General features: G+C 72.1%; 17 protein-coding genes. 4 read left to right on the top strand and 13 right to left on the bottom strand.

The features are described from left to right. Positions 1-94: 94 nt before the first annotated feature. The 4 genes from fxsA to ACFWJX_RS34740 form a co-directional block, all read right to left on the bottom strand. Complete coding sequence (gene fxsA, locus ACFWJX_RS34755) at positions 95-655, bottom strand: FxsA family membrane protein (protein WP_383250311.1); 561 nt, start codon at positions 653-655, stop codon at positions 95-97. Between the two features lie 87 nt (positions 656-742). Next, positions 743-1,612: a polyprenol monophosphomannose synthase gene (locus ACFWJX_RS34750; protein WP_383250310.1), complete on the bottom strand. Its 870-nt coding sequence runs from the start codon at positions 1,610-1,612 to the stop codon at positions 743-745. Between the two features lie 568 nt (positions 1,613-2,180). After that, complete coding sequence (locus tag ACFWJX_RS34745; RefSeq protein ID WP_383250309.1) at positions 2,181-3,794, bottom strand: amidohydrolase; 1,614 nt, start codon at positions 3,792-3,794, stop codon at positions 2,181-2,183. Between the two features lie 89 nt (positions 3,795-3,883). Further along, on the bottom strand, positions 3,884-4,324 hold the full coding sequence (locus ACFWJX_RS34740) for an Lrp/AsnC family transcriptional regulator (RefSeq protein WP_073498861.1): 441 nt from the start codon (positions 4,322-4,324) through the stop codon (positions 3,884-3,886). A gap of 240 nt (positions 4,325-4,564) precedes the next feature. Between ACFWJX_RS34740 and ACFWJX_RS34735 the strand changes: the two genes are divergently transcribed. Then, the gene (locus ACFWJX_RS34735) at positions 4,565-5,041 is read left to right on the top strand and encodes a hypothetical protein (RefSeq protein ID WP_383250308.1); all 477 of its coding nucleotides are present in this window, start codon (positions 4,565-4,567) and stop codon (positions 5,039-5,041) included. Between the two features lie 436 nt (positions 5,042-5,477). Here ACFWJX_RS34735 and ACFWJX_RS34730 read toward each other — a convergent pair whose 3' ends face one another. After that, complete coding sequence (locus tag ACFWJX_RS34730) at positions 5,478-6,650, bottom strand: acyl-CoA dehydrogenase family protein (RefSeq protein ID WP_383250307.1); 1,173 nt, start codon at positions 6,648-6,650, stop codon at positions 5,478-5,480. A 201-nt stretch (positions 6,651-6,851) separates the two neighbouring features. Here ACFWJX_RS34730 and ACFWJX_RS34725 point away from each other — a divergent pair, with 201 nt between their 5' ends. Further along, positions 6,852-8,096, top strand: coding sequence for a glycoside hydrolase family 18 protein (locus ACFWJX_RS34725; RefSeq protein ID WP_383250306.1), 1,245 nt, complete (start codon positions 6,852-6,854; stop codon positions 8,094-8,096). Positions 8,097-8,153: 57 nt separating this feature from the next. On the opposite strand, the gene ACFWJX_RS34720 is transcribed toward ACFWJX_RS34725, so the two are convergent. From ACFWJX_RS34720 to ACFWJX_RS34710, 3 genes are all read right to left on the bottom strand, one after another. Next, positions 8,154-8,813 carry a TetR/AcrR family transcriptional regulator gene (locus tag ACFWJX_RS34720; RefSeq protein WP_383250305.1) on the bottom strand — a complete coding sequence of 220 codons (660 nt, stop codon included), beginning with the start codon at positions 8,811-8,813 and terminating at the stop codon, positions 8,154-8,156. A gap of 107 nt (positions 8,814-8,920) precedes the next feature. Continuing rightward, entirely contained in the window at positions 8,921-9,067 is a 147-nt protein-coding gene (locus ACFWJX_RS34715) for an SCO1431 family membrane protein (RefSeq protein WP_383250304.1), read from the bottom strand. Between the two features lie 145 nt (positions 9,068-9,212). Next, entirely contained in the window at positions 9,213-10,634 is a 1,422-nt protein-coding gene (locus tag ACFWJX_RS34710) for a peptidase C39 family protein (RefSeq protein WP_383250303.1), read from the bottom strand. Positions 10,635-10,833: 199 nt separating this feature from the next. Here ACFWJX_RS34710 and ACFWJX_RS34705 point away from each other — a divergent pair, with 199 nt between their 5' ends. Next, the gene (locus ACFWJX_RS34705; RefSeq protein ID WP_383250358.1) at positions 10,834-11,439 is read left to right on the top strand and encodes a uridine kinase; all 606 of its coding nucleotides are present in this window, start codon (positions 10,834-10,836) and stop codon (positions 11,437-11,439) included. Between the two features lie 493 nt (positions 11,440-11,932). Then, on the top strand, positions 11,933-13,792 hold the full coding sequence (locus ACFWJX_RS34700) for an AAA family ATPase (RefSeq protein WP_383250302.1): 1,860 nt from the start codon (positions 11,933-11,935) through the stop codon (positions 13,790-13,792). Between the two features lie 67 nt (positions 13,793-13,859). Here the strand turns inward: ACFWJX_RS34700 and ACFWJX_RS34695 are convergent, their stop codons facing one another. The 5 genes from ACFWJX_RS34695 to ACFWJX_RS34675 all read right to left on the bottom strand — a co-directional run bounded on the left by ACFWJX_RS34695 (position 13,860) and on the right by ACFWJX_RS34675 (position 18,091). Beyond that, positions 13,860-14,906, bottom strand: coding sequence for a hemolysin family protein (locus ACFWJX_RS34695; RefSeq protein WP_383250301.1), 1,047 nt, complete (start codon positions 14,904-14,906; stop codon positions 13,860-13,862). Next, positions 14,903-16,228 (bottom strand): hemolysin family protein, encoded by a 1,326-nt coding sequence (locus ACFWJX_RS34690; RefSeq protein ID WP_383250300.1) that lies wholly within the window; start codon positions 16,226-16,228, stop codon positions 14,903-14,905. Before ACFWJX_RS34690 ends, ACFWJX_RS34695 begins: the two co-directional genes overlap by 4 nt. A gap of 223 nt (positions 16,229-16,451) precedes the next feature. Then, positions 16,452-16,907 (bottom strand): PH domain-containing protein, encoded by a 456-nt coding sequence (locus ACFWJX_RS34685; RefSeq protein WP_383250299.1) that lies wholly within the window; start codon positions 16,905-16,907, stop codon positions 16,452-16,454. Positions 16,908-16,920: 13 nt separating this feature from the next. Then, positions 16,921-17,769 (bottom strand): ATP phosphoribosyltransferase, encoded by an 849-nt coding sequence (gene hisG / locus ACFWJX_RS34680; protein ID WP_383250298.1) that lies wholly within the window; start codon positions 17,767-17,769, stop codon positions 16,921-16,923. Between the two features lie 49 nt (positions 17,770-17,818). Beyond that, positions 17,819-18,091 (bottom strand): phosphoribosyl-ATP diphosphatase, encoded by a 273-nt coding sequence (locus ACFWJX_RS34675; protein ID WP_062704494.1) that lies wholly within the window; start codon positions 18,089-18,091, stop codon positions 17,819-17,821. Positions 18,092-18,122: the final 31 nt, after the last annotated feature.

The raw sequence follows: 18,122 nt of genomic DNA, 5'->3' as shown, positions 1-18,122 counted from the left end.
AATGACCGCGGGCGCCGTACGTGATTGCACGTACGGCGCCCGCGGTCTTTGCGCTGCTGCGGGGTCCGGGGGCTGCGCCCCCCGACCGGCCGGCTCACCGAGTCAGCGGAGGACGCTGTTCCTCCCGGCCCTCACCGCGCTCGTCGTGCTTGATCACCTCGCCCTGGACCACCTTTCCGTCCGGGCGGTGCATACGGGCCTGCTGGAAGGCGTCGCCGAGGGTGCCGGGGGTCGCCGCGCGGAGCTTGCGGTCGACCGTGCGTTCCGCATAGCGGCCGACGGCCTTCTGGACCGGCGGGAGGAGCAGCAGCAGGCCCAGCGCGTCGGAGGCCAGGCCCGGAATCATCAGGAGGAGACCGCCGAGCATCATCAGGCCGTTGCCACCGCCCGAGGAGGGGGGTGTGCCGCGCTGGAGCGCCTCGTTGAGGTTCTTGAAGGCGCGTCGGCCCGCTCGCTTGATGACCACCGAGCCGAGCAGGAAACCGGCGAGCAGGAGCAGGAAGACGGTGAACCCGCTGGTCGCTCCGGCCACCACGGTCAGCAGCCAGATCTCCAGCACCAGCCACGCGGCGAGCCCCAGCGACAGGAACGTCCGCAGACGCGAGCGCCTGGGCCGGGCGTTGGGGGGCGTGGGAGTCTGAGCGCCAGTCGTCATGCTCCCAGTGTGCCTGGCCCCGGCTCAGAGCGGCATAAGGGGCTGATCAGCGGTTCCTGTGCGATCCCGCCGGGTGGGTGCCCAGGACTACGACGACTGCTGCGACGAGGGAGAGGACGGGGAGGACTGTGACGGGGCGGGCTGCGGCGGGGACTGCGGCTTCTCCTGCGCGCCCGTCCGGCCCGCGATCTTGCCGACGCGCTCTCCCACGCCCCAGGCGGTGACCCGCCAGAGTGCCTCCACGAGGATGTCGCGGCTCATCTTGGAGTCGCCCAGCTCGCGCTCGACGAACGTGATGGGGACCTCGACGACGTGGTAGCCGGCCTTGACCGCCCGGCGGGCGAGGTCGACCTGGAAGCAGTACCCCTGGGAGGCGACCTCGTCGAGGCCGAGGCCTTCGAGGGTCTCGCGCCGGAAGGCGCGGTAGCCGCCGGTGATGTCGCGCAGCGGGAGGTCCAGCGCCAGGCGCGAGTAGAGGCTGCCGCCGCGGGAGATGATCTCGCGGGATCTGGGCCAGTTCACGACCCGGCCGCCCGGCACCCAGCGGGAGCCCAGCACGAGGTCGGCCCCCTTCAGGGCGGTGAGCAGGCGGGGCAGTTCCTCGGGCTGGTGGGAGCCGTCGGCGTCCATCTCGACCAGGACGCCGTAGCCGTGCTCCATGCCCCAGCGGAAGCCCGCGAGGTAGGCGGCGCCGAGGCCCTCCTTGCCCTTGCGGTGCAGCACCTGGACGTGGTCGTCCGCGGCGGCCAGTTCGTCGGCGAGTTCGCCGGTGCCGTCGGGGCTGTTGTCGTCGGCCACGAGGACGTGCGCCTCGGGGACGGCCTCCCGCACCCGGCCGACGATGCTCTTGATGTTCTCCGCCTCGTTGAAGGTCGGAATGATCACCAACGCCGTGCCGAGCGGACCGAACTTCCTCCCCCGGTCCTGTGCCGCGCGGGTCGCGTCGCCGTCGTTCACTGCTGCCCCTTCGTGTCCATACGCAGGGGACCACCATAGTGGCCGCCGCCTGCGGTGACGTGACAGGACGTTCGTATGGTGGTGTCGTTTCCACAAGAGCGGGGTATGAGTGTGCCTTTGGGCTTGTATGTCCGAGCGTACTGCCTGGGGCAGTGCCCGTGCGGTCCTGCGGATGGGGGCCCGGCGCCCTTCGGGCCGACCTGGGACCCGCCGGCTGCGGGTCGACCTGAAGCCGTTGTCTACTGAGCGTCCGGGCCCCACCCGGGTCACACCTCCCCGACCGGCCGGAACGTTCCCGCGCCCTGGTGCGGCGCTGAGCCTGGCTCCCAGTGGCGGTGCGCCGGTGCGGCACACCGTCCCTGACCCAGCGGCGCCCCGGCGAGTGCGCGGACGTTCCCCGGTGGGGCGTCCGGTGGTGGACCCGGCCGAACCTACCGGCCCCCCGCGGTCGGCTGTCAACAGCCGTTCGACCTGCGACTCTTCGGGTAACGCGCTGGTCAGCGGGCGGTCGGCGGCTCTCTCGGGACGCCGCGCGGACGGGTGATCTTCCGCGCCGCGCCCCGGCGGATCACTCGCCCGGCCGTACGAACACCGACCGGCCGCCGACGACCGTACGCAGGCACACGGGCGACTCCGTGCCGGGTGTCAGGTCGGGCAGGCCGGGGGTGCCGGAGCGGGGGTCGGTGGACCAGCGGGCGACCCGGTCGTCGGGGGCCTGCACGACGAGCGCGCCGGTGCGCCAGACGGCGTAGTCGGCGGGGGCGCCCGGCACCAGGACGCCCGCGTCGTCGCGGCCGACCGCGCGCCAGCCGCCGCGGGTGTGGGCGGTGAAGGCGGCGCGTACGGAGACCCGGTGCTCGGGCGTGCGGTGGAAGGCGGCGGCCCGGACCGTGCCCCACGGGTCGAGGGGGGTGACCGGGCTGTCGGAGCCGAAGGCGAGCGGGACGCCGGAGCGCAGCAGGGCCGCGAAGGGGTTGAGGGTGCGGGCCCGCTCGGCGCCCAGGCGCTGGGCGTACATGCCGTCCTCGCCGCCCCACAGGGCGTCGAAGGCGGGCTGGACAGAGGCGGTGAGGCCCAGCTCGGCGAAGGCGGCGATCGTCTCCGGGGTGAGCATCTCGGCGTGCTCGACCCGGTGCCGGGCGGCGCGGACGCGGGCCAGGCCGACCTTGTCCGCCGCCGCGCGCACCCCCTCGACGACGGCGGTGACGGCGGCGTCGCCGATGGCGTGGAAGCCCGCCTGGAGGCCGGCCTCGGTGCAGGCCGTGACATGCACCGCGACGGCGACGGCGTCCAGGTACGCGGTGCCGGTGTGGGCGGCGTCGGTGTACGGGTCGTGCAGGCAGGCGGTGTGCGAGCCGAGGGCCCCGTCGACGAAGAGGTCCCCGGCGGCGCCGAGGGCGCCCAGTTCGCGGGCCTTGTCGACGTCCTGCTCCGCCCAGTAGCCGACGACCCGCGGGCCGGGCTCCTCGGCGGCCAGTCGCAGCAGTGCGGTGAAGTCGTCCTCGGAGGAGATCTCGGGACCGGCGCACTCGTGGACCGAGCCGATGCCGAGCGAGGCGGCGTGCGCGAGGGCGGCCCGCTGGGCCTCGGCGCGCTGGATCGGCGTCACGGCTGCGAACGCGGCGGCGCGGACGGCGTGGTGGGCGCCGGCGGTGAGCGGGGCGTCGAGCGGCCCGTCCGTCGCGCCGAGGCCGGGGGCCAGGTCGAGCAGGGCGGTGGTGACGACCGCCGAGTGCACGTCGATCCGGGACAGGTAGAGGGGCCGACCGCCCGTGGCCTCGTCCAGTTCCGCACGCGTCGGGGGGCGGCCGCCGGGCCAGCGCGAGGCGTCCCAGCCGTGGCCGAGCAGGACCTTGTCCCGTGGTCGGGCCGCGGCGAAGTCCCGTACCCGGGCCAGGGCCGCCTCCAGGTCGGGCGCGGTCGACAGGTCGAGGCCGGTCAGGGCGAGGCCGGTGGACGTGGTGTGGACGTGCGCGTCGGTGAACGCGGGGGTGACCAGGGCGCCGTCCAGGTCGACCACCTCGTCGACGCCGTCCGCGAAGGCGTCGGCCGCGCCCTCGGAGCCGACCCAGGCGACCTGGCCGCGCTCGACGACCATCGCGGTCGCGAACGGGTCGGCGGGGCTGTGCACCTCTCCTCGGCGGAGCAGGACGGTCTTCGGGTCGGGCGTGCGCTCACTCATGGCACCAGTTTCGCGCCTCGCCCGTGCCGGCCGGCACGGGGGACCCCTGGTACCGGGAGCCGCCTGGGGACCGTCCGGTGCGACGGCCCTCAGATCCGGGGCGGGCGTGCCTCGTACGGGGTGGACAGCACGACCGTGGTGCGCGTGGAGACGCCCGCGAGGGCCCGCAGCCGCCCCAGCAGCTCCTCGAGTTCGTGCGGGGTGCCCACCCGCACCTTGAGGATGTAGTTCTCGTCCCCGGCCACGCTGTGGCAGGCCTCGATCTCGGGCACCCCGGAGAGCCGGTCGGCGATGTCGTCGGGCGCGCTGGGGTCGAACGGTTTCACCGAGATGAAGGCGGTCAGGGGCAGCCCGACGGCCTCGGCGTCGACGACGGCCGCGTAGCCCCGGATGACGCCGCGCTGTTCCAGCCGGCGCACCCGCTGATGCACGGCCGACGTGGACAGGCCCGTGGCCTTGCCCAGGTCGGTGTAACTCATCCGCCCGTCCTTGACGAGCAGCTGCACGATCTGTCGGTCCAGCTCCTCCATGACGCAAGAACCTACAGGGCCCGTGATCTCTTCGTATACGTATACAGCCCAGGTCATACCGGTTCGTGATGTGGCGGACCGTACGAGCTGATCGGCATCTGCGATTGGCATGTGACGAACGCCACAGTCCGTGCCAAGTCTTCGTGATGCTGCCGTGATTACCGCCGAGACGGGCTGGGAAGTGCTTGCTGTGGTCGAGGCCGCAGCGCCTGAACGGCCCAGCCCGAGGGGGAGAATCCCATGCAGAGTCTTAAGCGCCCTGGTCGCACCGCGCCCAAGCGGTTCCAGCCCACCATCGTCGAGTCCGAGCCGGAGGGCGTCGAACCCGACGGCTTCGACGGCCCGGACGGCTTCGACGACGAGAACGGCGACCACGCCGACGAGTTCGACGCGTACGACACCTTCGAGATGTACCGGGTGATCTGCCCGGACTGCGCGCAGCCCATCGCCCTGCTGGCCGACGAGGAGATCCTGCCGGAGCACGCGCTGTGCGCTTCGCCGTGGAACCCGTTCGGGCTCACCGTCTGCGCCGGCACCGGCCGTACGGCGGCCGAGGCCCGTCCGGCGGACGAGTCGGTGGATCCCCAGGAGCAGGAGACGGCACTGCTGTTGACGCTCCCTCAGGGGCTGGACTGGCGCACGCAGCCCTTCTCGCACGTCGGCGGACCGGCCTCGCGCCCCATGCGCGTGCCGGCGATGCGCCGCCACGCCGCCTGAGCGCCTCGGCCCGACTCCCGTAGCCGCCCCGCGCCATGGCCGGCAGCCCGGCCGTGGCGCAGGATCAGCATGTCCGGGTGTCGCTCGATCGCGGGTGCAGGTCGGGCATGTGACGGTACGTCCGGAGGCGGTACGCGGTTCGTGCGGGCACGGGGCATGTCCCGAACTCACGCACAAGGGTGCGGGCCGTGACCTGGCGTCGCGCGCTCGCGTTGCCCTGGTATGACCCCCACATATCCAGACCCCGGGCGTCACCGCCAACTGTTCGTCCCCGTGCCCGCAGGATCGGTTCCGCTGGCTCCGCCGCCGCCTCCGCCGGACCCGCCGATCTACCGCGACATGATGCGCGTCTGGGCCGACGGGGGCCGCACCCTGCCCGGCCGGCGGGACCCGGAGTGGGTGCGGCTCGCGGCGCCACTGGTGCGGCCGGGCCAGTTCAGCGGGTCTCCGGACCCAGCAGGTGACGGGCGATGACCATGCGCTGGATCTGATTGGTGCCCTCGACGATCTGCAGGACCTTGGCCTCGCGCAGATAGCGTTCGACGGGGAAGTCCGCGGTGTAGCCGTATCCGCCGAGCACCTGGACGGCGTCCGTGGTGACCTGCATCGCCGCGTCGGTGCAGTGCAGTTTGGCCATGGCCGCCTGCCGGACGAACGGCCGGCCCGCGTCCCGCAGCCGTGCCGCCGCGAGGTACAGGGCCCGGCCCGACTCGACCCGGGTCGCCATGTCGGCGAGCAGGAAGCGCAGCCCCTGGAAGTCGGCGATCGGCCGCCCGAACTGCCGCCGCACGGTGGCGTAGGCGACCGCCTCGTCAAGGGCGGCCCGCGCGACGCCGACCGCGCAGGCGGCGATGCCGAGCCGTCCGGAGTCCAGTGCGGCGAGGGCGATGGCGAAGCCCTGGCCCTCGCCGCCGATGCGCAGCGCGTCGGGGATCCGCACGCCGTCGAAGTGGACCTGGGCGGTCGGCGAGCCCTTGAGACCCATCTTCCTCTCCGGCGGCGCGGCGCTCAGCCCCTCGGTGTCGCCGGGCACCAGGAACGCGGTGATCCCGCGGGCGCCCTCGCCGCCGGTGCGCGCCATGACGGTGTAGAAGTCGGCGACGCCGCCGTGGGTGGTCCAGGCCTTGGTCCCGTCGATGATCCAGCCGTCGCCGTCCCGGACGGCCCGGGTGCGCAGCGCGGCCGCGTCCGAGCCGGAGGTGGGCTCGGAGAGGCAGTAGGCGCCGAGCAGTCCGCCGCCGAGCATGGCGGGCAGGCGGGCGCCCCTCTGCTCCTCGGTGCCGTGGGCGGCGAGGGCGTAGCTGGCCAGGGTGTGCACGCTGACGCCCAGTCCGACGGTGAGGCGGGCGGCGGCGAGTTCCTCGAGGACTTGGAGGTAGACCTCGTAGGGCTGGTCGCCGCCGCCGTACGCGGAGGGGTACGGCAGGCCGAGGAGGCCCGATTCGGACAGGAGGGTGAACAGCTCGCGTGGGAAGCGTCCGGCGTCCTCCTCCTCGGCGGCCTTGGGGGCGATCTCGCGGCGGGCGATGTCCTGGACGAGGCCGAGCAGGTCGCGGGCCTCGTCGGTGGGCAGGAGGCGGTCCGTGGACGGCGGGACACGGTCGGTCATGGCATCCCTCTCCTTCCCCTGCCGGCCGGCGGCTCGGCGCTGTGAGTATGCCCGCGGGGCAAGAGGGCCGCACGGCAGGACCGGACAGGATTGGTCCGCACCATTGACCAACTGGTCTAGTCCTCCTACGCTCTCGACACCGCGTTACCGCGTTCATGCCAATCGGCGCGCGTTCCCCTCTCCCCCACGAGGTGACACCCGATGCAGCACTCCGCCCACCGCCGCTCCCGCTTCCGGGCGCTCGTCGCCGCCGCCTGTACGGCCGTGCTCGGCGCCGGCCTGCTCGCCGGTGCGGGCTCCGCCACCGCCACCGACGCCGCCACCCCGTCCGCGCGGGTGGCCGCCGGGTCCAAGGTCCTCGGCTACTTCACGGAATGGGGCACCTACGACCGCAAGTACCTCGTCAGGAACATCGAGACGTCCGGATCGGCGGCGAAGCTCACCCACATCAACTACGCCTTCGGCAACGTCACCGGCGGCAAGTGCACGATGGGCGACGCCTACGCCGCCACCGACCGCACCCACACCGCCGCCGAGTCCGTGGACGGGGTTGCCGACACCTGGGACCAGCCGTTGCGCGGCAACTTCAACCAGCTGCGCGAGCTGAAGAAGAAGCACCCGGGCCTCAAGGTCCTCTGGTCCTTCGGCGGTTGGACCTGGTCGGGCGGGTTCGGCGAGGCCGCCAGGAACCCGGCCTCGTTCGCCCGGTCGTGCTACGACCTGGTCGAGAACTCCAAGTGGGCCGACGTCTTCGACGGCATCGACATCGACTGGGAGTACCCGAACACCTGCGGCGCCACCTGTGACACCAGCGGCCGGGCGGCCTTCAAGAACCTCATGCAGGCGCTCCGCGCGAAGTTCGGCACCGGGAACCTCGTCACCGCGGCCATCACCGCCGACGCCACCGCGGGCGGCAAGATCGACGCGGCGGACTACGCGGGCGCGGCGCAGTACGTCGACTGGTACAACCCCATGACGTACGACTACTTCGGCGCCTGGGACGCCACCGGGCCGACGGCCCCGCACTCGCCGTTGCACTCCTACTCCGGCATCCCGAAGGCGAACACCCACACCTCGGCGACCATCGCCAAGCTCAAGGGCCTCGGTATCCCCGCCTCGAAGCTGCTGCTGGGCATCGGCTTCTACGGGCGCGGCTGGACCGGAGTCACCCAGTCGGCACCCGGCGGCACCGCGACCGGACCGGCCGCGGGGACGTACGAGCAGGGCATCGAGGACTACAAGGTGCTGAAGACCAAGTGCCCGGTGACGGGCACGGTGGGCGGGACGGCGTACGCCAAGTGCGGGAACAACTGGTGGAGTTACGACACCCCGGCGACCGTCGCGACGAAGATGACGTACAAGAACCAGCAGGGTCTTGGCGGGACCTTCTTCTGGGAGCTGAGCGGCGACACGGCCGGCGGTGAGCTGATCAAGGCCATCAACTAGCCGGTCCCGCGAGGGCACTCGGGGCGGAGGACCACGAGCCTTCGCCCCGAGGGCGGTTCAGGCCTGGCGTCGGGCCGGCTTCGGGGCCGGGAAGGCGGGGTCGAGTTCCTCGACGGCGCGCAGGGCACCGCCCAGGGTCCTCACCAGGAGGTCGCGCATGGTCTCGCGGGAGAGGTCGGGGCGGTCGATCCAGTCGAGGGTCGCGCCCTCCACGCTGCACACCCACGACAGCAGGCTCATGCGGGGCAGCGCCGGGATGTCGCTGTGGCCGTACGCCCCTTCGGCGATGGTGGCCACGATCGCCTCGCGGACCCCGTCCCGGATGGCGTGCACCTCGATGTCGAAGCCGACGCCGCCGCTGACGATGGTGCGGTACGCGGACTGGTGGTGCTCGGCGAAGCGCAGATAGCCGTCGATCGTGCGGTGGACCCGGTCCACCTGGGGCAGTTCGATGCCGCTCGCCGCGAAGGACACCAGGTCGGCTACGGAGTCCTGGATGATCGCCAGGTAATAGCCGCGCTTGGACTGGAAGTAGTAGTAGATCAGCCCCTTGGCGACGTGCGCCTGCCGGGCGATGTCGTCCATGGAGAGCGCGTCGTAGGACGTGTCGGCGAACAACCGGCGCCCGATGGCGATGAGTTCGGCGCGACGCGCCAGTGAGCGCTCGGTGCCGCGCGCCCGGGGACGGGACGCGTCACGCTGCTGGCTGATATTCAATGTCGACCCTGGTCTCCAACGGTCGGCGGGACGACGTCAGTATGTCAGGTCGAACGTGGGTGACGTCACAGCGGCTGCGGGCCGCCGACGGCGCTCCCGCACCGGTGTCAGACCAGGCCGAGCTGGGTCACGAGCATCGCCACGACGACGACCAGGGTCCATCCCATGACGTGTTCGAAGATCTTCGGACCGTCGTCCTTGGGCCCGCCGGTACGCGTGCGGGCGGCGGTGACGGCGGCGGTGTGTGCGGTCATGGTGTCTCACTGACGGTCGGGCGTGCGATGGACGGCGGACCCCCGCCGATCCGTCCACCTTGCCACCGCGCGGGGCTTTTGCGGCTGAGAGCTTCCTCACACGCCGACGGCCCCGGTCGCGCCGGGGCCGTCACCGAAGGGATTCTCAGCGGACGCCGACCGCCTCGAGCGCCCTGCACTGGAGCGGGCTCGGACGTGCCGGGAAGTAGAGGTAGCAGACGCCTCCGGTGCCGGACGCGACCTTGCCGCTCGCGTTGTAGCGCTTGGTCCGCAGCCAGATGTTCTCGAACTCCCGTCGCCGGTAGACGCGCCGCACCGCCTGATCGCTCGGCGAGGCCGGGTCGTTGGCGATCACGTCGCCGTCCGCGGTGAAGCCGATCACGGTCATCAGATGCCCGGACGTGCCGTACCCCGCACCCGTCAGCTCCTCCTTCAGGAAGGACTGGGAGGTGATGGCCGGGATACCGGCCGCGATGAGCGTCTCCAGGTCGGTCAGGGAGGTGAGCCGGGTCACCACTCCCTGGAGGTCCTTGAAGGTCGCGGCGTAGGCGGCGTTGAACGGCCAGTTGCCGCAGCCCTTGTACTGGTGGTCGAAGGTGTACCGGGCCGCGTGACACACCTGCGGGTCGGCGTACGTGGGGTCGACCCAGGCCAGTTGGCCGGGGGTGAGACGACCGCCCCAGTACTCGATGATCATCTGGGAGGAGGTGGGGCTGCACCAGGCCTCGCCGCCGTTGTCGTACTCGGGGTACTGGCCGACGTGGATCTCCTGCGAGTAGCGCGGGACGACCAGTTCCTGCGCGAGGCCGGGCACCGAGGCCGGCACGGTGAAACGGTCCGGCACGTCGGAGCCCATCGCGCCGACCCGCCACACGGTGGGGGTGAGCTTCGTGCCGGGCCTGCGGTAGAGGGTCAGCCGCAGCCGGTACGACGTGAGGCGCAGGCCGGTCGCGGCGTCGTCGACGGCGAGGGTGTCCGTCCACACGGTGCTCTTGCCGTCGGTCTGGTCGTCGACGGAGGTCCGCTTGATGTCCTGGTCGCCGGCCGCCCACCGGCCCATCACGTACCAGGGGGTGTCCGTGCCGTCGGAGTAGGCGGCCTTCAGCTCGATCCGGAGCCAGGTGCCGGCCGGCGTGCTGGCGTTCCAGGAGGCGATCGCCTCGGTGGCGGGGACCGCGAGGCGGTGGACGGGGGACGTCCAGGTCGCGTACTCCCAGGCGGCGGTGGTGCCGGTGTGCGGGTCGGTGTAGTCGGTGGTCCCGGCCGGGGCCGCGAGGACCAGGCCGGGCCGGGCCCCGGAGACGGCACGGGTGCCGGCGGCGGTGCCGGAGCGCCAGCCGGTGTAGGTGGTCCAGGAGTGGTGGTCCACGGTGCGGGCCGGGGCCGCGCCGGGCGCCGCGTCCGGACCCCCCGGCTCGGCCGGCCCGGCGGCCTCCGCCACCGCGGGGGCCGCGCCACCCGCCACGGCGGCGACGACCGCGGCGGCGAGGAGTGTCCTGCGGGACGGCTGATCGGTTCGGTCGGAGAGCTGGTCGGCTCTGCTGGACGGTTGTGCGGCTCTGCTCATGAGCGGAAGACCCCCAAGGTGTCCGAGTCGGAGCGGTCCGGTGTGCGGTGTGGGCCAACTATGGCGGGAGGCGGGCGGACCTGCCAGCACCTCAGCCTGTGCCACGCCAGGCAATATTGGTCTGGTCCACTGGCGTGACCTGCGGGAGGGCGGCCCCGCGCCGCTAGACTTGCCCACCCCGCCGCCACCACCGCCATCTCTGCCACCACCGCGACCACCGCCAGGAACCGCCATCCGCCAGCTCGCCTCCCGGCTCCGCCGTCTGCCGCCGTCCTGCGGCCCGGTCCGCCTGATCGGCGTCGACGGGCACGCCGGGTCGGGCAAGTCCACGTTCGCGGAGCGGCTGGCCGAGGCACTGGGCGGGGCGCCGGTGCTCCACCTGGACGACCTCGCGACCCACGACGAGCTGTTCGCGTGGACCGGGCGGCTGCTGACCCAGGTGATCGAGCCGCTCGGCCGCGGCGGGACGGCGCACTACGCTCCCTACGACTGGCGCACCCGTCGCTTCGGCCCGCCCCGGCCGCTCCCCCCGGCTCCCGTGATGGTGATCGAGGGCGTCGGCGCCGGCCGCCGCGCCCTGCGGCCGTATCTGGCGCAACTGCTGTGGATGGAGTTCCCCCGCGAGGAGGCCTGGACCCGCGGGCGGTTCCGGGACGGGGAGGAACAGCGGGAGTTCTGGGACGGCTGGGTCGAGGCGGAGGCGCGACATTTCGCCGAAGACCCGTCGCGGCCGTACGCGCACGGTTTGGTACGGCAGTTGCCGGAGGGGTACGAGGTGCTGCCGGGACCCGAGGGAACGCGCTGAGCGCACCATCTGGTCACGCACGGTGAGTGGCCACCCTCAATGTGGTGAAACGGTGAAGGACCTTGCGTTTGGACTTCGTCAAGTGCTTCAACTCGGCTTGACCGAGGGCCCGTACAGGACTTACGTTCTCAATGTGCGGCCTCAGAAGCCGCCCCGCAGTCGCGAAGCCCCCGGTTGTTCCCCCGTGATCGGGGGCTTCGTTCTGCCCTCACGCCCCCATTCGCGCCGGTTTGCGGATGCGCCGTGCCGCCGCCAGCTCACCCAGGGTCACCACGCGACGGTGCGCCCCCTCTGCTCCCACCTCGTCGAACGGGCTCTGCCACACCCTTCGGCGGGGTGCTCCCCCGCAGGTACGATGCCCCTCGGTGCGACCTACGGACGACTGCTGCGCGCACCTGGCAACTCCGGTCTGCAGCACAGCGGTTCGACCATGGCAGCCGAGGGGCTCCGGCCCGGCGGCATACCGACGGGGGCACGGTTTGTGGGGGACGTGATGGACTTCGGCACGCAGGGCCCCGAGGCCCCGGCCGACCTCGCCTGGCTACGAGGCGTGGACGCCTACACCATGGGCGCGTATCCGCAGGCGGAGGAGGAGTTCCGCACCGCGGTGCGGATCGATCCCGGCATGGCCGACGGCTGGCTCGGGCTGCACGCGCTGCGCGTCGACACGACGACGGCGCTGCTCAGGATGTTCCGGCACCGCGATCGCTTCGGTGACCAGCGCACCCGGCACCGCCGCACGCTCAACTCCTGGTACTGGCTCGGCTGGTGGGTCCAGCCCGTGCTGGAGAGCCCCCGCGATCTCCTGCTCGCGCACGCCTCGCACTGGCTGGACGGCCGGCACGTGCCCGAGCTGGACCGGGCGCTCGCCGGTCTCCCGCCCGTCGACACCGACCACCAGGTCCGCTTCCTGCACGCCTGCCGCGCCTACCTGGTCAAGGACTGGGAGCAGCTCGTCCGGCACACCGACCCGCTCCTCGACGACCCCCTCCTCGGCATCGAGGCCGGTCTGTTCGGCGGAATGGCCCGGGTCCGGCTGGAGATGTACGGGCAGGCCGAGCCGCTCCTCTCGACGGCGTTGATGCGCTGCCGCAGCGAACAGCCGCAGCGCAAGGAGCTGCGGTACTGGCTGGCCCGCGCGCACGAGGGCACCGGCCGTTCCGCCGCCGCGCTCCCCCTGTACCGGGCCGTGCACCGCGTCGACCCCGCCTTCATGGACACCTCGGCCCGGCTCGCCGCGATCTCCGAGGGCGACGGCTACGACGACACCGCCGACCTCGCGGCCATCACGCTGAGCGGAATCGGCCAGGACGTCGGGGACGGGCCGGACGTCCTGGACCCGCTGTTCGGCACCGAGGGCCGGGACCTCAAGCTCACCGAGCCCTCGGACCTGCCGCCCGTCGGTCCCGCCCCGATCGTGCCCGACCCGGCCGTACGCGAGAAGACCGTCGTGCCCTCGGTCCTGCCGGCCGGCCCCACCGACCCGGTGTTACTGGAGGAGGCGCTCGCCGAACTGGAGCGCATGGTGGGTCTGGAGCCGGTGAAACGGCAGGTCAAGGCCCTTTCGGCACAGCTCAACATGGCCCGGCTGAGGGCCGGACAGGGCCTGCCTGTCCAGCCTCCGAAACGGCACTTCGTGTTCTCCGGCCCGTCCGGCACCGGCAAGACCACGGTGGCCCGCATCCTCGGCCGCGTCTTCTACGCCCTCGGCCTGCTCGGCGGCGACCACCTCGTGGAGGCCCAGCGGGCCGACCTCGTCGGCGAGTACCTGGGCCAGACGGCCGTGAAGGCCAACGAACTGATCGACTCCGCGCTGGGCGGCGTCCTGTTCGTCGACGAGGCCTACTCGCTGTCCAACTCCGGCTACGGCAAGGGCGACGCGTACGGAGACGAGGCCCTGCAGGTCCTGCTGAAGCGGGCCGAGGACAACCGGGACCACCTGGTGGTGATCCTGGCCGGCTATCCGGAGGGCATGGACCGCCTCCTCGCGGCGAACCCCGGACTCTCCTCCCGCTTCACGACCCGCGTCGACTTCCCGTCGTACCGTCCGCTCGAACTCACGTCGATCGGTGAGGTGCTCGCCGCGGACAACGGGGACGCGTGGGACGAGGAGGCGCTGGACGAGCTGCGGTCGATCGCCGGGCACGTGGTGGACCAGGGGTGGATCGACGAGCTGGGCAACGGACGCTTCCTGCGGACCCTGTACGAGAAAAGCTGCGCCTACCGGGACCTGCGGCTGTCGACGTATCCAGGGACGCTGACGCGGGACGACTTGTCGACACTGCGGCTGCCGGACCTGATGCAGGCGTACGGCGAGGTGCTGTCGGGACGGGGGCCGCAGGACCCGGCCTAGGCCCGCTGATCGGACAGGCGGGGGCGGGCGGACGCACAGGGCCCACCCGTCCCGGCGACCGGGCCTTCTAGGTCGCCATCACCACCTCGGGATAGTCCCGGTGCGCGGGATCCGTCACCTCGCCGACCAGCAGCTCCAGGACATCTTCCAGCGCGACCAGACCGAGCACCCTGCCCGAGGCGTCGGCGACCTGCGCCAGGTGGGTCGCCGCCCGCCGCATCACCGTCAGCGCGTCGTCCAGCGGCAGCTCGGAGCGGAGCGTCGTCATCGGGCGCCACACCTGCTGCGGCACCGCCCGTTCGGACTCCTCCAGGTCGAGGACGTCCTTCACATGGAGGTAGCCCATGAAGGCGCCGTTCTCCGCGGCGACGGGAAAGCGCGAGTAGCCGGTGCGGGCGGTGAGGGCGACGATCTGCCCCGGAGTGACCGACGGCGGGACCGTCACCAGCGACTCCCGCTTGAGCAGGACGTCCGTCACCGGGCGGGAGCCCAGCTCCAGCGCGTCCTCCAGCCGCTCCTGCTCCTCGGGGTCGAGGAGACCGGCCTGACCGGAGTCCTCCACCAGCCGGTTGAGCTGCTCGCTGGTGAAGACGGCCTCGACCTCGTCCCTGGGCTCGACGCCGAAGAGGCGCAGGATGCCCTGGGCGCAGGCGCCGAGGGCGACGGTGATCGGCCGGCAGAGGCGGGCGAAGGCGACCAGGCCGGGGCTCAGCCACAGCGCGGCCTTCTCCGGGGCCGCCATGGCGAGGTTCTTCGGGACCATCTCGCCGACGACGAGGTGGAAGAAGACCACGGCCGCCAGGGCGATGACGTAACCCAGCGGGTGGATCATGCCGTGCGGCAGATGGATCCACCCGAAGACGGGCTCCAGCAGGTGTGCCACCGTCGGTTCGGCGACCGCGCCCAGGGTCAGGGAGCACATGGTGATGCCGAACTGGGCGGCGGCCATCATCTGCGGCAGGTGTTCCAGGCCGTGGAGGACCTGGCGCGACCGCGTCGTGCCGAGCGGTTCGATCTGGCTGCGGCGGACGGAGACGAGGGCGAACTCGGCGCCGACGAAGAATCCGTTGGCGAGCACGAGCAGGCCGGCGAAGGCGAGTTGGAGCACGCTCATCGGGCGACCTCCACGACCACTCCGGTGCGGACGATCCGGACCCGCTCGGCCCGGTAGTGGCCGACACGGCGGACCGACAGCCGCCAGCCGGGCAGCTCGGCCCGGTCACCGACGGCCGGGATGCGGCCGAGCAGGTCGGCGACGAGCCCGGCGACCGTCTCGTACGGCCCCTCGGGCGCGTCGAGGCCGATGCGCCTGAGGGTGTCGACCCGGCAGCTGCCGTCGACGTCCCAGGCGGGCCTGCCGTCCTCGGGCGGGGCGGCGGCCAGTTCGGGGGTGTCCAGGCCGTCGTGCTCGTCGCGGACCTCGCCGACGATCTCCTCGACGATGTCCTCCAGCGTCACCACGCCGGCGGTGCCGCCGTACTCGTCGACGACGACGGCGATGGGCTGCTCGCTGCGCAGCCGGGCCAGCAGGGGCCGCACGGGCAGGGTCTCGGGGACCAGCAGGGCCGGGCGGGCGATCCGGCCGAGCGGGGTGCGCAACCGGTCGTGGACGGGGACGGCCAGGGCGTCCTTGAGGTGCACCATGCCGACGATCTCGTCGATCTTCTCGCGGTAGACGGGGAAACGGGACAGGCCGGTGGCGCGGGTCAGGTTGACCACGTCCTCGGCGGTGGCCGACGCCTGGAGGGCGCTGACCTTCACGCGCGGTGTCATCACGTGCTGCGCGGTCAGCTCGGCCAGCGACAGGGTCCGCACGAACAGGTCGGCCGTGTCCTGTTCCAGCGTGCCGGCCCGAGCGGAGTGGCGGGCCAGGGAGACGAGTTCACCGGGGGTGCGGGCGGAGGCCAGCTCCTCGGTGGGCTCGACGCCCAGCGCGCGCACGAGCCGGTTGGCGACGGCGTTGAGGCCGGCGATGACCGGCCGGAACAGGCGGGCGAACGCGTGCTGCGGGCCGGCGACGAACCGTGCGACCTGGAGGGGCTTGGAGACCGCCCAGTTCTTCGGCACGAGTTCACCGACCACCATCTGTACGGCGGAGGCCAGCAGCATGCCGATGACGACGGCCACACCGGAGACGGCGCCCTCGGGGACGCGGATCGCGGTGAGAGGGCCGCCGAGCAGCTCGGCGAGCGCCGGTTCGGCGAGCATGCCGACGACGAGAGAGGTGATGGTGATGCCGAGCTGGGTGCCGGAGAGCTGGAAGGACAGCTCCTTCAGCGACTCGACGACCGTACGGGCTCGTCGGTCGCCTTCGGCGGCGGCCTTCTCGGCCTCCTGTCGCTCGACGGTGACGAGGCCGAACTCGGCGGCCACGAAGAAGCCGTTGGCGAGGATGAGCAGGAACGCGGCTGCCAGGAGCAGCAGGGGGATGGTCATGGTGCCGCCGCCTCCACGTCGGAGGGGGCGGCGCAGGTACTACAGGACGAACCGTCCATCGCCGGAGAGGGTCACTCCTCGGGTAGCAGGACCCCCCGTGCGCCCGGCAGGGCACCACGGGGGTGGAGGCGCAAAGGGGAACGTCTCCGTCACCAGATTAATCAAGACAGAGGGTCCAGCGGCAGGGTGGACGCCCCCGAGTCAGCCCTGACAATGCTCCGGGTCAGCCCTGATCCGGCTCGGAGCGGTGCACGGACCGGGCCTCCACGAGGCTGCGCAGGGCGCGCGCGTGGGCGATGGCCTGCTGCTTGTCGATGCCGGGCTGGATGCCGAGCGCGGGCAGGCTGGTGCCGTCGCTGAGGTCGAGGAACACCCAGGGGTCGCCCGCCCGGAGGTTCACCCTGAGGATCTCGGCCCATTCCAGGCGCCGCCTGCTCGCGATGTTGACCACGGTGACACCCGAGTCGTCGGCGACGACCCTGACGCGGGCCAGTTGGGCCGGCACCCAGAAGCAGAGGGCGCCGGTGAAGACGAAACTGAGCCGCTCCCCCGGGCCGAGCTGCTCCAGCAGCAGAGCCACGGCGGAGATGACGGCGAAGAGCGCCACTCCGGCCGAGAGCAGCACCACGCGGGTGCGGCTCGGCCGGAAGGTGACGGGGAGCGTGGGCTGGTCGGACATCTTCCCGGGGTTCTCAGAGTCGGCAGGCGTGGATGGCCGTGGTGAGGATGGCGCGGGCGCCGATGTCGTACAGGTCGTCCATGATCCGCTGGGCCTCCTTGGCGGGGACCATGGCACGGACGGCGACCCAGCCCTCGTTGTGCAGCGGGGAGACGGTCGGCGACTCCAGGCCGGGGGTCAGCGCGACGGCCTTCTCGAGCTGCTCGACGCGGCAGTCGTAGTCCATCATCACGTAGGTCCGGGCGACCAGGACGCCCTGGAGGCGGCGCAGGAACTGCTGCACCTTGGTGTCCTCGCCGTCGGCGCCGGTCCGGCGGATGACGACCGCCTCGGACTTCATGATCGGCTCGCCGATGACCTCGAGGCCCGCGTTGCGCAGGGAGGTGCCGGTCTCGACGACGTCGGCGATGACCTCGGCGACGCCCAGTTCGATGGCGGTCTCCACGGCGCCGTCCAGGTGGACGACGGAGGCGTCGATGCCGTGGTCGGCGAGGTGCTTGGCCACGATGCCCTCGTAGGAGGTGGCGACCGTCATGCCCTTGAGGTCCTCGACGCCGCCGGCCGTGCCCGGCTTGGTGGCGAAGCGGAAGGTGGAGCGGGCGAAGCCCAGCGGGAGGATCTCCTCGGCGTCGGCTCCGGAGTCGACGAGCAGATCGCGGCCGGTGATGCCGATGTCGAGGCGGCCGGAGGAGACGTAGATCGCGATGTCGCGGGGGCGGAGGTAGAAGAACTCGACCTCGTTCTCCGGGTCGACGATCCGCAGTTCCTTGGACTCGCGGCGCTGCTGGTAGCCGGCCTCATGCAGCATCTCCCCCGCAGGTCCGGACAGGGAACCCTTGTTGGGGATGGCGATGCGCAGCATGAGGTCGGCTTCCTTCGCGTGGTGTTGTTCGGGGGAGGGTGGGTGGGGCTCAGAGGTGGGCGTAGACGTCGTCCAGCGAGATGCCGCGGGCGACCATCATCACCTGGACGTGGTACAGCAGCTGCGAGATCTCCTCGGCTGCCGCCTCCTTGCCCTCGTACTCGGCGGCCATCCAGACCTCGGCGGCCTCTTCGACGACCTTCTTGCCGATGGCATGGACCCCCTTCCCGACCAGTTCTGCGGTGCGGGAAGTGGCGGGGTCGCCGTCGGCGGCCTTCTGCTGGAGCTCGGTGAACAGCTCCTCGAACGTCTTCTTGGACATGGTGATGCCACCCTAGCCGTTGTGCCGGTCT

The sequence above is a fragment of the Streptomyces sp. NPDC058335 genome, from assembly GCF_042723915.1.
Taxonomy (GTDB): domain Bacteria; phylum Actinomycetota; class Actinomycetes; order Streptomycetales; family Streptomycetaceae; genus Streptomyces.
The sequence above is the reverse complement of the archived record's forward strand: the minus strand, read 5'-3'. Positions and strand labels throughout refer to the sequence as shown.

Excerpts from the sequence above, each read along its gene's own strand:
- ACFWJX_RS34715 (WP_383250304.1), bottom strand. The coding sequence starts at position 9,067 with ATGACCGCACACACCGCCGCCGTCACCGCCGCCCGCACGCGTACCGGC.
- ACFWJX_RS34675 (WP_062704494.1), bottom strand. The coding sequence starts at position 18,091 with ATGTCCAAGAAGACGTTCGAGGAGCTGTTCACCGAGCTCCAGCAGAAG.
- ACFWJX_RS34695 (WP_383250301.1), bottom strand. The coding sequence starts at position 14,906 with ATGAGCGTGCTCCAACTCGCCTTCGCCGGCCTGCTCGTGCTCGCCAAC.
- ACFWJX_RS34730 (WP_383250307.1), bottom strand. The coding sequence starts at position 6,650 with ATGACCGACCGTGTCCCGCCGTCCACGGACCGCCTCCTGCCCACCGAC.
- ACFWJX_RS34700 (WP_383250302.1), top strand. The coding sequence starts at position 11,933 with ATGGACTTCGGCACGCAGGGCCCCGAGGCCCCGGCCGACCTCGCCTGG.
- ACFWJX_RS34690 (WP_383250300.1), bottom strand. The coding sequence starts at position 16,228 with ATGACCATCCCCCTGCTGCTCCTGGCAGCCGCGTTCCTGCTCATCCTC.
- fxsA (WP_383250311.1), bottom strand. The coding sequence starts at position 655 with ATGACGACTGGCGCTCAGACTCCCACGCCCCCCAACGCCCGGCCCAGG.
- ACFWJX_RS34745 (WP_383250309.1), bottom strand. The coding sequence starts at position 3,794 with ATGAGTGAGCGCACGCCCGACCCGAAGACCGTCCTGCTCCGCCGAGGA.
- ACFWJX_RS34725 (WP_383250306.1), top strand. The coding sequence starts at position 6,852 with ATGCAGCACTCCGCCCACCGCCGCTCCCGCTTCCGGGCGCTCGTCGCC.
- ACFWJX_RS34685 (WP_383250299.1), bottom strand. The coding sequence starts at position 16,907 with ATGTCCGACCAGCCCACGCTCCCCGTCACCTTCCGGCCGAGCCGCACC.
- ACFWJX_RS34740 (WP_073498861.1), bottom strand. The coding sequence starts at position 4,324 with ATGGAGGAGCTGGACCGACAGATCGTGCAGCTGCTCGTCAAGGACGGG.
- ACFWJX_RS34710 (WP_383250303.1), bottom strand. The coding sequence starts at position 10,634 with ATGAGCAGAGCCGCACAACCGTCCAGCAGAGCCGACCAGCTCTCCGAC.
- ACFWJX_RS34735 (WP_383250308.1), top strand. The coding sequence starts at position 4,565 with ATGCAGAGTCTTAAGCGCCCTGGTCGCACCGCGCCCAAGCGGTTCCAG.
- hisG (WP_383250298.1), bottom strand. The coding sequence starts at position 17,769 with ATGCTGCGCATCGCCATCCCCAACAAGGGTTCCCTGTCCGGACCTGCG.